Source organism: Nocardia sp. NPDC058519, from assembly GCF_042719755.1.
Classification (GTDB): domain Bacteria; phylum Actinomycetota; class Actinomycetes; order Mycobacteriales; family Mycobacteriaceae; genus Nocardia.
On sequence record NZ_JBHXNK010000001.1, the window covers coordinates 208,637 to 221,103 of the forward strand.

Sequence of the window (12,467 nt, forward strand, 5' to 3'; positions counted from 1 at the left end):
CGGCACCCCTTGTGGGTGATCCGGGGCTTTGTCGTCCAGCGGCCGAGCATCGCCGAGCGGGCCCGCCGTGCCTGACTGGCAGATCGTGCCGCTGACGGCGAACCGGGTCACCGAACTCGCCGCCTGCCACATCGCCAGCTGGCGCGAGGCCTACGAAACGCTGGTGCCCGGTCACATCCTCGACGGCTTCGACCTCGAACGCTCCGCGCTCACCTGGGAACGTCGTCGCGCCGAGGGCACCCACGAGTTGCCCGTCGCGCTGGTCGGTGACCGCCTGATCGGCTTCGCCTCCGGGACGAATTCGCACTTACCTGGTCGGCAGGCGGACGGGTCCGCCGAACTCGAAGCGCTCTACGTCCGCAGCGCCTGGCACGGCACCGGCATCGCCGACGCCCTGATCGACGCCGCCGCCCCCGGTTCACCGTGCACCCTCTGGGTCTTCGCCGACTATCCGCGCGCCCACGCCTTCTATCGCAGGCACGGCTTCACCGACACCGGCATCCGCCGAACCGACCCGTTCACCCTGCTGCCCGAACAATTGTGGCGCCGGGACCGGGGCTAGGCGTACCTCCGCCTTCGCTCCGGCCGTGCGCAGCTGACGAACGCTGTCGCGACTGTGCCCGTTGGGCGTACCTCCGAGTAAGGACTGCGAACGCCGCGCGCCGGGAGCCCCGTTAAGGTGACGCCCATGAGTACCACCGAACCTGTCCCCGCCGCCGAGGTCATCGACGGCGTGCTGCAGCTGACCATCGCCACCTCCGCCGCAGGCACCTCGATGGATTTCGACCTGATCAACGCGGGCACCGACGCCCTGCGCGCCCTCGACCCGTCAGTCGGCGCGATCCTGCTCACCGGCGCGGGCGCGAACTTCTGCGCGGGCGGCAATGTCCGCAACTTCGCCGCCGCCGATGACCGCGGTGCGTACCTGCACAAGCTGGCCGACGAACTCCACGATTTCGTCCGTGCGCTCGCGGCCGCCCCTGTCCCCGTGATCGTCGCCGTGCAGGGCTGGGCGGCGGGTGCGGGCATGAGCCTGGTCTGCGCCGCCGACATCGCGATCGGTGGTCCCTCGACGAAACTGCGCCCCGCCTACCCCGGCATCGGCCTGTCCCCCGACGGTGGCATGTCCTGGTCGCTGCCCCGCATCGTCGGCCTGAGCCGGGCGACCGAAATCCTGCTCACCGATGCGGTACTAGACGCCGAAGAGGCCGTGCGCCTCGGCATCCTGAGCCGCACGGTCGCGGACGAGGACATCCGCGCCGAAGCGTTCCGCGTGGCGCAGACCTTCGTCACCGGCCCCCGCGCCACCTACACGGCCATGAAAAAGCTGCTGGCCCAGTCACCGACGGCAACATTGGACCAGCAGCTCGATGCCGAACGCGACAGCATCTCGGCCGCCGCGAACAGCGACACCGGCCGTGAAGGCGTCGACGCTTTCGTAGGCAAGCGCAAGCCGAACTACGTTGGCCTCACATAGAAGTGACCAACTCCCGCGACTGAACTGACCCACCCGGCGCGACCAACGCCACGCCGGGACTCAGCCACCACGGTTTTCGGCCGCCTCAGGGCCGAAAACCCCGCGGCGCCAGCCGCCAACAATTCAGCAAGCAGCGCCGAGGGCGCTGAAGGTGTTCTGCAGCAGGCAGGTCACCTTCGCGTTCACGCCGGAAGAGATGGTGGAGGTGCCGGTGGAGGTCCATTCCTCGCCGACCTGGGTGGTGGCCACCGGCGCGGCCTGCTCGTTGTAGGGCTCGAGCTGCAGGCCGGCGGCGGTGGCCGAGCCTGCGCCCGCGGTGATGGCGGCGGCCACGGCGACGGTCGCGAGGGCAGCGCGAACGGTGGTGATGTGCATCGGGTTGTGCTCCTTCATCATTCTCTTCTGGTGCAGGCGACGCCCCGGGTCAGGGCAGCCGCCAGTCGACGGGGTCGGCGCCGAGTTCGTCGAGCAGTTCATTGACCCGGGAGAACGGTCGTGAACCGAAGAACCCGCGTGAGGCGGAAAGCGGTGAGGGGTGCGCCGATTCGACGTAAGGCACCTCGGCATCGACGAGCGTGGGCTTGAGCGAGCGAGCATCGTTGCCCCACAGAACTGCGACGAGTGGTTGGTCGCGGGCGACCAGCGCCCGGATCGCCTGCTCGGTGACCGCTTCCCAGCCTTTGCCGCGATGCGAAGCGGGCGCACCAGGGGTGACGGTGAGGACTCGGTTCAGCAGCAGCACGCCCTGATCCGACCACGGGCTCAGGTCACCACAGGTCGGCGTATCGAAGCCGAGGTCTTTGCTGTATTCGGCGAAGATGTTGGACAGGCTGCGCGGGACCGGCGAAACCTGTGGTGTGACAGAGAAACTCAGCCCCATCGCGTGGCCCGGTGTGGGGTACGGGTCCTGGCCGACGATGAGCACGCGCACCGCGTCGAACGGGCGCTGGAATGCGCGCAACACGTTCTCCCCTTCGGGAAGGTAGCCGCGGCCTGCCGCGTTCTCCTCACGTAGGAACTCGCCCATTTCGCTGATGCGGTCGGTGACCGGCTCCAGTGCCCGGGCCCAGCCCGGATCGATGATCTCCGACAGTGGTTTGGCACCCATGACCGCACAACCTATCGTTCGTCGTCGGTGGGCGTGGCGCCCGCCCCACGGAACGATTCCCAGCCGGTACCGCCGGTGGGTGCCGCACCGTCGACGGTGACGCCACTGCCTGCGGTTACTTCGCCGATCGGCCGCCAGCCCGCGGGTAGCGCGACACCGGCGGGCCAGGTTCCGGCGAAGGCGTGGTCTTCGCCGCCGGCCAGAATCCATTGCGCGGCATCGGCATCGAGCAATTTCGCGAGGGCCGCCAGATCGGGGTCGGTGAGTGCGGCGCGGTGGACGTCGATCGCGACGTTCGAGGCGGCGGCGAGATGCCCGAGGTCGGCGAGCAATCCGTCGGAGATATCGGTGAGGGCGGTCGGGGTGTGCGTGCCGAACGCATCGAGGACCGCGGCGTACGGGGGTTGCGGAACACGATGTGTCGCAAGGGCATAGGTGAAGTCCGGATCGGAAGTATCCGCGCCACCGGACAATACGGCCAACCCAGCACCCGACCAGCCGAGTTCGCCTGCGACAGCGACGATATCGCCGACGCGGGCGCCGGATCGAGTGATCGCGCCTTGCCCGCCCAGATCGCCGAACGCGGTCACCGAAACCACCAGTTGCTCGCTGAGCACCAGATCGCCGCCCGCGATGGAACCCCCGGCGCGGCTCGCCTCGATCCACATTCCGTCGGCGATCCCTTCGACCACCGACACCGGCGTTTCGGCCGGGCAGCCGAGCGCGACCACGAACGCCGTCGGCCGCGCCCCCATCGCCACCACGTCGGCGGCGTTCTGCGCGATGGCCTTGCGGCCGATGTCGACGGGCGAGGACCAGTCGAGCCGGAAGTGCCGGCCTTCGACGAGCATGTCGGTGCTCACCACGAACCGCCCATCGGGCGCGGCGACCAGCGCGGCATCGTCGCCAGGTCCGATCAGCACGTGCGCGGCCTGCTCCCGACCGGCGTTGATCCGGTCGATCAAGGCGAATTCACCCAGCTCACGCACCGTCTGCGGACGGCTGTCCTCGCTGATGACCGACCCCTTCCCGCTGTGCTGCTGACCGACGAAATCGCCCCGACGGTACCCTTTCGAAGGCGATCGGGCACCACCGACGGTGCAGGCGAACCCTCGAATGGAAGGACCACACAGCTATGGCGGACTCGACACCGGAGGATCGCGACGAGGCGACCACCCCCGACGACACCGCCACAACCGACGCGAAATCGTCCGGCGACAAGCCGGCATCCGCCGCGAATACCGACGCAGCTGCACAACCGACGGCGGAGGATCCGACCGACGCCCGATCAGAGGCGTCTACCTCGCCCGGCGACGTCGACGCGGACGCGAGCACGTCCGTGAACGCAAGCTCCGACACGGACGCGGACACCGACGACGCGGACTCCGACACCGAGTCGCACCACTCCCCTGCGCTCATCGCCACAGCGGTCGCCCTACCGGTCGTACTGATCGTCGCCGTGCTGGTCGCCGCTTTCATCGCCCTGCGTGCCCCGGTCGAACGCGCACCCCTCGCCCTCGGCCCGGTCCCGGCCCCCGCTGCCGACGGCCCCGCCTGCCAGGCCCTGCTGCCCGCCCTGCCCGCAGAGCTCGGCGACTACACCAAGGCCACCCTCGTCGAACCCGCCCCGCCTGCCACCCGCGCCTGGCAGCTCCCCGACGGCGGCGACCCGATCACGCTGCGCTGCGGCCTCGACCGCCCGCTCGAGTTCAACCGCGCGTCCCCGCTGACGGTCATCGACGGCGTGAAGTGGTTCCAGGTCCGCGACGAGGTCGGCAAGACCGGCACCTGGTTCGCCGTCGACCGCGAGACCTACATCGCCCTGACCCTCCCCGACGGCTCCGGTACCAGCGCGGTGCAGACCGTGTCCGAGACCATCAACGCGAATCTGCCTGCCCGCGAACCGACTCCGGGCGAACTCTGAGCTAATCAATTGGCGCCGTAGGGCTTTCGAGCACCACCCAGCCGAAAGCCCTGCGGCCGAACAGAACTGCTACCGCAGTCCGGTCCCGCGCGCGACCGCCGTCTCGATCAGCGTCGACACCAGCGTCGGGTAATCGATGCCGGTGGCTTCCCACATCCGCGGGTACTGCGAGATCGGCGTGAAGCCGGGCATCGTGTTGATCTCGTTGATCACCGGACCGTTCTCGGTGACGAAGAAGTCGACCCGGGCAAGGCCCTGGCAGTCCAGCGCACGGAACGCGCGCACCGACAGCTCACGGATCTCGTCGGCGACATCGTCGTCGAGCTTGGCGGGCACATCGAATTCGCACACGTCGTCGAGGTATTTGGTGGCGAAGTCGTAGAACTCGGGGGCGGCCGCGTCGGCATCGGGCATCCGGATCTCGGAGACGACGCTGGCCCGGACCTCACCGTCGGCGAATTCCAGTACGCCACACTCGACTTCGCGTCCGACGATGCCCGCTTCGACGATCACCTTGGGGTCGTGCGCGCGGGCGGCGGCGATGGCCGCACCCAGATCGGCCCAGTCGGTGATCTTGGTGATGCCGATCGAGGAACCACCGCGCGCGGGCTTCACGAAGGCAGGCAGGCCGATCCGGGCCCGGTCGGCGCCGGACAGCGTTTCGGTGCCGGGACGCAGCACCACTTGCACGCCGACGGGCAGCGATTCGGCGGCCAGCAATTTCTTGGTGAACTCCTTGTCCATGCCCGCCGCGCTGGCAAGCACGCCCGCGCCGACATAGGGAATCCCGGCCAGCTCGAGCATGCCCTGCAGCGTGCCGTCCTCACCGAAGGGACCGTGCAGGATCGGGAACACGACATCGACGTTGCCCAGCACGACGCTCGAGTCGAGCGCGACCAGCGCACCGGAGCGGCCGGGGTCAGCGGCCAGCGTGAGGGCGGTCCCCGACGCGTCGACCTGCGGTTGCACGCCGTGGCTCAGCGCCAATTCGCCGATCCCGTCGGCCAGCACCCAGCCACCGGTGGGGGTGATGCCGATCGGCACCACCTCGTAGCGCGTCGGATCGAGGTTGCGCAGCACACTGCTCGCCGATACGCACGAGACGGCGTGCTCGCTGCTGCGCCCGCCGAACACCACAGCTACCCTGATGCGTTCCGTCATGAACGTCACCGTAGTAGGTTCTCGCCGTCATGGCGCTATCGCCCTTATTCGGGCTTGATCCGCCTGCCGAGCAGGCTGCCGACGGCCTCGCTCACCGATAGCCCCTCGTGGCACACCTTGTGCACCGCGTCGGTGAGCGGCATCTCCACCCCGTGCTCGGCGGCCAGGGCCCGCACCGATGTGCACGACTTCACACCTTCGGCCACCTGCCCATTGGTCGCTTCCTGCGCGGCGGTCATCGTGCCGCCGGCACCGAGCGCGTACCCGAAGGACCGGTTGCGCGACAACGGCGAGGTACAGGTAGCCACCAGATCGCCGACACCCGCGAGCCCGGCCAGCGTCACCGGTTGCGCACCCAGCGCTACACCGAGCCGCATCACCTCGGCGAGCCCGCGCGTGATCAGGCTGGCGACCGAGTTGTCGCCCAGCCCCATGCCCGAGGCGATGCCGCACGCGAGCGCGATGACGTTCTTGCACGCGCCACCGATCTCGCAGCCGATCACATCGGTATTGGTGTACGGCCGGAAATACCCGGTGGCACACGCCCGCTGCGCGGCCACGGCGCGCTCGGTATCGGTGCACGCGATCACCGTCGCCGCGGGCTGACGTTCGACGATCTCGTGCGCCAGATTCGGACCCGACAGCACCGCGATGCGCCCCGGCTCGGCCCCGGTGACCTCCGCGATCACCTGACTCATCCGCAGCAGCGTGCCGGTCTCGATCCCCTTGGCCAGACTCATCAAGGTGGCCTCGGACCCGATATCGCCCTTCCACAGATCCAGATTCGCCCGCAACGACTGCGACGGCACCGCGAGCACCACCAGATCGGCCCCGTCCAGCGCGACCCGATGATCATCGGTCCCCCGCACGGGCGGCAACTGCACGCCGGGCAGGTAGAACGGATTGCGGTGCTCGGTTTCGAGCGCCTGCGCCACCTCGGCCCGCCGGGCCCAGATCGTCACGTCCGTCCCCGCCTCGGCCAACACCTTCGCGAACGCCGTACCCCACGACCCCGCACCCATAACCGCCGCCCTCGTCATCAGCCCAATATGCCATGCAAGACCTCCGATGCTTCTAAGTGTCAAGCCGCGACCGGTTTTGGAGTGGTTGTGGCGGGTTGCCCGAATGCTCTCGTCGGGTCGAATTCCTGACCGTTTTGGAGGCAGTAGTAGAGCTGACCGAGCATCTTGTTCACCAGGTGCCGCAAGGCTGCGGAGTGTCGGTCGCCGTGGGCGCGGCGGCGTAGGTAGTACTCTCGGGCGGGACCGGGGTTGCTGCCGGCGGCGAATCCCCAGACCCAGCCTGCGGCGGCGAGGCGGTCGTTCTTGATCCGTCGGAAGGTGATCGAGATGCTGCGCCCGGACGCGCGGGTGACGGGTGCGGTTCCGGCGTAGGCCTTCAATGCGCGGGCGTCGGCGAACCGGGTGCGGTCGTCGCCGATCTCGGCGAGAACGCGGGCGCCGGTGAGGTCGGCCAAGCCCGGGAAGCTGGTGATGATCGCGTGATCGGGGTGTTTGCGGAACTCCTCGGCGGCGGCTTGTTCCAGGTCGTCGGCGCCGGTGCAGGCGGCATCGAGGGTGGCGAGCAGGGCGAGGGCTTGGCGGCCCATGGCCTTCTCGACCAAGTCGAGCTGGCGCAGGCCGGGACGGCGCAGCTTGTCCACGATTTCGTCGGCCAGGGCCTCGATGCCGCGTTTGCGGCCGGCCCGGCGCAGCGCGGCCGCGACACGGGCTCGGGTCAGTTTCGCCGTGGCGGCGGGGGTCGGGGCGATGGCCAGGATCGCGCGGGCCTCGGGTTTGGCGAGGTTGGTGGCGGACTTGTCAGCGAACGCGGCCAGGAACACCGGGTGGAATTCGCGCAGCAAGGACCGCAGCTGGTTGCTGGCCTTGGTGCGGCGCCAGACGGCGTCCTGTTGGGCGCGGGCGAGCACGGCGATGGCTTGGGTGAGTTCGGTGTCGGCTGGGATCGGTCGGTGCATGTGGGCGTCGACGCGCAAGATGTTGGCCAGGGTCATCGCGTCGGCGTGGTCGGACTTCGACCGCGCCATGGTGTGGCGTTCGCGGTAGCGGGCGACGGCCATCGGGTTGATCGCGTAGACAGTTCGACCGGTGGCGCGGATCGCGGCGACCATGAGCCCGCGCGGGGTCTCGATCGCGACGGGGATCGGGTCCTCAGCGGTGTCGCCGGCATCGGTGAGTAGTTGTGTGAGAGCGGTGAAACCAGCGGGATCGTCACCGATCCGCTTTTTCGACACCAACGCGCCGTCTTGGTCGACGATGGCGATGTCGTGATGTCCTTCGGCCCAGTCGATCCCGCAATAGCGACTCATCTGCCCTCCAGTGTTTGGTTGTTTCCGCAGGTCACAAGGCCCAGGCAGGAACGCGCGACGCCCTACTTACGAGCCTCTTTGGGCTGGCCTCCGATGAGTTGTTCGCGCTCCCAGCGCACCCACACGACACCTGTCTTCGCGAGAGCTCAAGGCTCGCATTCAGCGAGGTGTTCGGTCGTGTGGGCGGGCTCGGACCACGATCAATGAAACGCCCGAAAGGGACTGAGCATCACCGGAATCGGCTGCTCAGCAGCCTTGTGCCACTGACGCCTCGGTCTTGTTCAAGGCCTCGTAGGCCAGATCCCTTGAAGAGGTCGTCCGTTGGCAAGTCCGTGCGTGGTTCGGCCGCGAATGTGCGCGAGGTCTGCGGTAAGGGATCGCGGCCCCGGATAATTTGAATGCGTCATCATTCGCGGCCGAACCACTGAACGATCGCCACCGGCACTGTTCGCGCACGGCCTTGCATGAGACCTAGCTGGTCTGGATCGAAGCAGGCATCGAACGGTGCGGTATCTGATCGTTACCAGCTAAGTAGGATCGAAGCCATGCACACCGTGCACGCCGTAATGGCGGTCAAACACATCGGCCGGGCCAAGAGCAGGCTGGCGAGCGTGCTCAGCACCGAGCAGCGCGCCCAGCTCGTGCTGGCCATGTTCACCGACACCGCCGTGGCCGCTACCGCCGTGCCCGAGCTGGTGTCGCTGACCGTGGTCACTCCCGATCCGCTGGTCGCCGTCCGCGCTCTCGAACTCGGCGCGCACGTGATCGATGAACCAGCGGCAGGCGACGATCCGCTCAATACCGCGCTCGCGGCGGGCGCCGCCGACGTGCGCGACCGCCACGGCCCCACCCACCTGCTCGCCCTGCAGGCCGACCTGCCCGCCCTGCGCCCGTCCGAGCTCGCCGACGTACTCACCGTCGCCGTCGGCGCTCGATCGGTGGTGATCGATCACACGGGCACCGGCACTGCCGCATTGCTGGTCCGCGATACCGCCGCGCCGCTCTCGCCCCGGTTCGGGGCCGATTCCGCGAGCGCACACCGCGACGGCGGGGCCGTACCGCTGCTCGGGCACTGGCCCGGCCTGCGCTGCGATGTCGACACCCCCGAGGATCTCGACATCGTCCGCGCGCTCGGAGTCGGCGAATTCACGGCATCGACCCTGCGCGAATTCGGATTCTCGCCGCACAGAAGTGATCCCGTTCGCACTGTGTGCTAGCAGATCGCCACATACGGACCGGGCGGAATGATCCGTGCGATGTCGTGATGCGCGGTGGACCTTTCTCGAGGGATGATTGATCCCGTGAGCGATACGGAAACCATCAAGCAGTTGCCCCCGATTTCCCCGCCACCCGCGGCCGCGATCACCTCGGGCGCGAGCGCCACGTCGCAACGGTTGCCCCGCGATCGCTACCTCAACCGCGAGCTGAGCTGGCTCGACTTCAACGCCCGCGTACTCGCCCTCGCCGAGGACGCCTCGCTGCCGTTGCTGGAGCGGGCCAAGTTCCTCGCGATCTTCGCCTCCAATCTCGACGAGTTCTACATGGTGCGCGTCGCAGGCCTGAAACGCCGTGCCGAAACCGGCCTGTCGGTGCGCTCGGCCGACGGTCGCTCACCGTTGGAACAGCTGGAGATGATCACCGCCCGCGCCCAGGAACTCGCCGAACGGCACGCGAAGGTCTTCATCGACGCGGTGAACCCGGCCCTCGCCGTCGAGGGCATCGACATCATCGGCTGGAGCGACCTCGACGACGATGAGCGCCAACGCCTCTCGAACTACTTCACCGACCAGGTGTTCCCGGTCCTCACTCCGCTCGCCGTCGACCCGGCGCACCCGTTCCCCTACATCTCCGGCCTGAGCCTCAACCTCGCGGTGACCGTGCGCGACACCGGCACCGGCGGCGAGCACTTCGCGCGGGTGAAGGTGCCCGACAACGTCGACCGCTTCGTGCGCGTGCGCCGCACCGGCGCGCCGTCGGCGATCGCGGCGTTCCTGCCGATGGAAGACCTCATCGCCGCCCACCTCGACCTGTTGTTCCCCGGTCTGACCGTGGTGGAGACGCATTCGTTCCGGATCACCCGCAACGCCGATTTCGAGGTCGACGAGGACCGCGACGAAGACCTGCTGCAGGCGATGGAGCGCGAACTCGCCCGTCGCCGCTTCGGCAAGCCGGTGCGCCTCGAGGTCTCCGACGACATGACCGAGCACATGCTGGAGTTGCTACTACGTGAGTTAGAGGTCGACCCCGCCGACGTCATCCAGGTACCCGGCCTGCTCGACCTGTCCTGCCTGTGGCAGGTCTACGGTGTCGACCGCCCCGAACTCAAAGACGCGCCGTATGTCCCGGCCACCCCGGCGGCCTTCGGTGAGCGCGAGACCCCGCGCAATGTCTTCGCCGCGCTGCGCGAGGGCGACGTGCTGGTGCACCACCCCTACGACTCCTTCTCCACCAGCGTGCAGCGCTTCATCGAACAGGCCGCTGCCGACCCGCAGGTGCTCGCGATCAAGCAGACGCTCTACCGCACCTCCGGTGACTCCCCCATCATCAACTCGCTGATCGAGGCCGCCGAGGCGGGCAAGCAGGTCGTCGCGCTGGTCGAGATCAAGGCCCGCTTCGACGAGCAGGCCAACATCAAATGGGCGCGCGAACTGGAACAGGCGGGCGTGCACGTGGTCTACGGCCTGGTCGGCCTCAAGACCCACTGCAAGACCTGCCTGGTGGTGCGTCGCGAGGGTTCCACGATCCGCCGCTACTGCCACATCGGCACCGGTAACTACAACCCGAAGACCGCGCGCCTGTACGAGGACGTCGGGCTGTTCACCGCCGCACCGGAAATCGGCGCCGATCTCACCGACCTGTTCAATTCGCTGACCGGATACTCCCGCAAGGAGGACTACCGCAACCTGATGGTCGCGCCACTGGGCGTGCGCGCGGGCATCATCGAGCGCATCGATCGCGAAATCGAGCTGGCCGGACAGGGTGCGGACGCCCGGATCCGGATCAAGGCCAACGCGATCGTCGACGAGCAGATCATCGACGCGCTCTACCGCGCCTCCCAGGCGGGCGTGCCGGTGCAGATCGTGGTGCGCGGCATCTGCGGCCTGCGCGCGGGTGTGCCAGGCCTGAGCGAGAACATCGAGGTGCGCTCGATCCTCGGCCGGTTCCTCGAACATTCGCGGGTCATGGAATTCGGTGCGCAGGATCAGACGTGGATCGGCAGCGCCGACATGATGCACCGCAATCTCGACCGCCGCGTCGAAGTGATGGTGCAGGTGACCGATCCCAAGCTCGTCGACCAGCTCGCGCAGGTGTTCGATTCCGCGCTCGATCCGGCGACCCGCTGCTGGATCATGCTGCCGGACGGGACCTGGCAGGCCAGCCCCTCCGATGTCGAGGCCGACCAGGTGCGTGATCACCAAGCGTTCCTCATGCGTTTGCGTCGCCCCGATCAGCCGTGAGCGCACAGAGCAAGGACGCGTCGTTGCGCGACCCGAGGGTACGGCCCAATATTCATGCGGCCGGCGCGGTTCTGTGGCGTGCGGGCGCTGCTGGCCCGGAGATCGGTGTCATCCACCGGCCGAAATACGGTGACTGGTCGCTGCCGAAGGGCAAGCTCGATCCCGGCGAGACCCCGGTGGTCGCGGCCGTGCGCGAGGTAGCCGAGGAAACCGGCCTGCCCGCCACGCTGGGGCGCTATCTCGGCCACGTCACCTATCCGATCCCGGGCCACCGTCAGCTCAAGCGGGTCGACTACTGGGCCGCCGAGGCCGCCGACGGCGACTTCGCCGTCAACGACGAAGTCGACCAGTTGCGCTGGTTCCGCCTGGCCGAGGTGATGGACCAGTTGTCGTATCCGATGGACCGCCAGATCGTCCGGATCTTCGCCCGGCTGCCCGCCCGCACCAAGACGGTGCTGCTGGTGCGCCACGCCAAGGCGGGCAAGCGCCACGGCTTCGACGGACCCGACGAGTTACGACCGCTCGAGGCGGCCGGGGAACAGCAGGCGAAGGGATTGACGCCGAATCTGTTGGCGTTCGGCGCATCCGAGATCTATTCCGCCGATCCGCTGCGCTGCATCCAAACCGTGACCCCGTTGGCAGAACAGCTCGATGCCGAAATCAATTGCGAGCCAATGTTTTCCGAGCAAGGTTACGATTCAGCGAAAAGCACCGCGCGGCAACGATTTCTGTCGTTGGTAACAGATCGGGGGGTGCCGGTCGTGTGTAGTCAGGGCGGGGTGATTCCCGATCTGACACAGTGGCTGGCCGAGCAGGGCGGGCTCACGCTGCCCTCGGCGCGCAATCGCAAGGGCAGTGTCTGGGCATTGTCGTTCGTCGGGGACCGATTGGTCGCCGCGAACCATATGGACCGTTCGCTGTCGACGGCAATCGTCACGACCTGAGTCACCCGGACAGGCTCGAAACAGCCGAAACGGCCCCGGGATTCCCGGGGCCGTTCTCGGTCCAGT

Annotated in this window: 12 protein-coding genes; 6 read left to right on the forward strand and 6 right to left on the reverse strand. The window is 68.1% G+C overall.

Features of this window, described 5'->3' with window-relative positions; all coding sequences use genetic code 11:
• The first annotated feature begins 67 nt into the window (after positions 1-67).
• Together ACFWPK_RS00975 and ACFWPK_RS00980 are read left to right on the forward strand one after the other, a co-directional pair.
• Positions 68-562, forward strand: coding sequence for a GNAT family N-acetyltransferase (locus tag ACFWPK_RS00975; protein ID WP_378912455.1), 495 nt, complete (start codon positions 68-70; stop codon positions 560-562).
• 126 nt (positions 563-688) lie between these two features.
• Complete coding sequence (locus tag ACFWPK_RS00980; protein WP_378912456.1) at positions 689-1,477, forward strand: enoyl-CoA hydratase/isomerase family protein; 789 nt, start codon at positions 689-691, stop codon at positions 1,475-1,477.
• Positions 1,478-1,600: 123 nt separating this feature from the next.
• Here the strand turns inward: ACFWPK_RS00980 and ACFWPK_RS00985 are convergent, their stop codons facing one another.
• From ACFWPK_RS00985 to ACFWPK_RS00995, 3 genes are read right to left on the reverse strand one after another with little or no spacing between them, the layout of a single operon-like run.
• Positions 1,601-1,852 carry a hypothetical protein gene (locus ACFWPK_RS00985; RefSeq protein ID WP_378912457.1) on the reverse strand — a complete coding sequence of 84 codons (252 nt, stop codon included), beginning with the start codon at positions 1,850-1,852 and terminating at the stop codon, positions 1,601-1,603.
• 49 nt (positions 1,853-1,901) lie between these two features.
• Positions 1,902-2,585 (reverse strand): uracil-DNA glycosylase, encoded by a 684-nt coding sequence (locus ACFWPK_RS00990; RefSeq protein ID WP_378912458.1) that lies wholly within the window; start codon positions 2,583-2,585, stop codon positions 1,902-1,904.
• Between the two features lie 11 nt (positions 2,586-2,596).
• On the reverse strand, positions 2,597-3,601 hold the full coding sequence (locus tag ACFWPK_RS00995; protein WP_378912745.1) for a thiamine-phosphate kinase: 1,005 nt from the start codon (positions 3,599-3,601) through the stop codon (positions 2,597-2,599).
• Positions 3,602-3,720: 119 nt separating this feature from the next.
• Between ACFWPK_RS00995 and ACFWPK_RS01000 the strand changes: the two genes are divergently transcribed.
• Complete coding sequence (locus ACFWPK_RS01000; protein WP_378912459.1) at positions 3,721-4,509, forward strand: DUF3515 domain-containing protein; 789 nt, start codon at positions 3,721-3,723, stop codon at positions 4,507-4,509.
• Between the two features lie 69 nt (positions 4,510-4,578).
• Here ACFWPK_RS01000 and ACFWPK_RS01005 read toward each other — a convergent pair whose 3' ends face one another.
• From ACFWPK_RS01005 to ACFWPK_RS01015, 3 genes are read right to left on the reverse strand one after another with little or no spacing between them, the layout of a single operon-like run.
• Positions 4,579-5,670 carry a D-alanine--D-alanine ligase family protein gene (locus ACFWPK_RS01005; protein ID WP_378912460.1) on the reverse strand — a complete coding sequence of 364 codons (1,092 nt, stop codon included), beginning with the start codon at positions 5,668-5,670 and terminating at the stop codon, positions 4,579-4,581.
• Positions 5,671-5,714: 44 nt separating this feature from the next.
• A complete protein-coding gene (locus ACFWPK_RS01010) occupies positions 5,715-6,710 on the reverse strand; it encodes an NAD(P)H-dependent glycerol-3-phosphate dehydrogenase (RefSeq protein WP_378912461.1) in 996 nt (331 codons plus the stop codon).
• 41 nt (positions 6,711-6,751) lie between these two features.
• Positions 6,752-7,999, reverse strand: a complete 1,248-nt coding sequence (locus ACFWPK_RS01015; RefSeq protein WP_378912462.1) for an IS110 family transposase — start codon at positions 7,997-7,999, stop codon at positions 6,752-6,754.
• Positions 8,000-8,544: 545 nt separating this feature from the next.
• Here ACFWPK_RS01015 and cofC point away from each other — a divergent pair.
• From cofC to ACFWPK_RS01030, 3 genes are all read left to right on the forward strand, one after another.
• Positions 8,545-9,216 (forward strand): 2-phospho-L-lactate guanylyltransferase, encoded by a 672-nt coding sequence (gene cofC, locus ACFWPK_RS01020; RefSeq protein WP_378912463.1) that lies wholly within the window; start codon positions 8,545-8,547, stop codon positions 9,214-9,216.
• 72 nt (positions 9,217-9,288) lie between these two features.
• Positions 9,289-11,457, forward strand: coding sequence for an RNA degradosome polyphosphate kinase (locus ACFWPK_RS01025; RefSeq protein ID WP_378912464.1), 2,169 nt, complete (start codon positions 9,289-9,291; stop codon positions 11,455-11,457).
• Positions 11,454-12,401: an NUDIX domain-containing protein gene (locus ACFWPK_RS01030; RefSeq protein WP_378912465.1), complete on the forward strand. Its 948-nt coding sequence runs from the start codon at positions 11,454-11,456 to the stop codon at positions 12,399-12,401. The genes ACFWPK_RS01025 and ACFWPK_RS01030 overlap by 4 nt, the downstream gene beginning before the upstream one ends.
• Positions 12,402-12,467: the final 66 nt, after the last annotated feature.

Coding starts and splice junctions, on each gene's coding strand:
- ACFWPK_RS00980 (WP_378912456.1), top strand. CDS start 689: ATGAGTACCACCGAACCTGTCCCCGCCGCCGAGGTCATCGACGGCGTG.
- ACFWPK_RS00985 (WP_378912457.1), bottom strand. CDS start 1,852: ATGCACATCACCACCGTTCGCGCTGCCCTCGCGACCGTCGCCGTGGCC.
- ACFWPK_RS00990 (WP_378912458.1), bottom strand. CDS start 2,585: ATGGGTGCCAAACCACTGTCGGAGATCATCGATCCGGGCTGGGCCCGG.
- ACFWPK_RS01000 (WP_378912459.1), top strand. CDS start 3,721: ATGGCGGACTCGACACCGGAGGATCGCGACGAGGCGACCACCCCCGAC.
- ACFWPK_RS01005 (WP_378912460.1), bottom strand. CDS start 5,670: ATGACGGAACGCATCAGGGTAGCTGTGGTGTTCGGCGGGCGCAGCAGC.
- ACFWPK_RS01010 (WP_378912461.1), bottom strand. CDS start 6,710: ATGACGAGGGCGGCGGTTATGGGTGCGGGGTCGTGGGGTACGGCGTTC.
- ACFWPK_RS01015 (WP_378912462.1), bottom strand. CDS start 7,999: ATGAGTCGCTATTGCGGGATCGACTGGGCCGAAGGACATCACGACATC.
- cofC (WP_378912463.1), top strand. CDS start 8,545: ATGCACACCGTGCACGCCGTAATGGCGGTCAAACACATCGGCCGGGCC.
- ACFWPK_RS01025 (WP_378912464.1), top strand. CDS start 9,289: ATGATTGATCCCGTGAGCGATACGGAAACCATCAAGCAGTTGCCCCCG.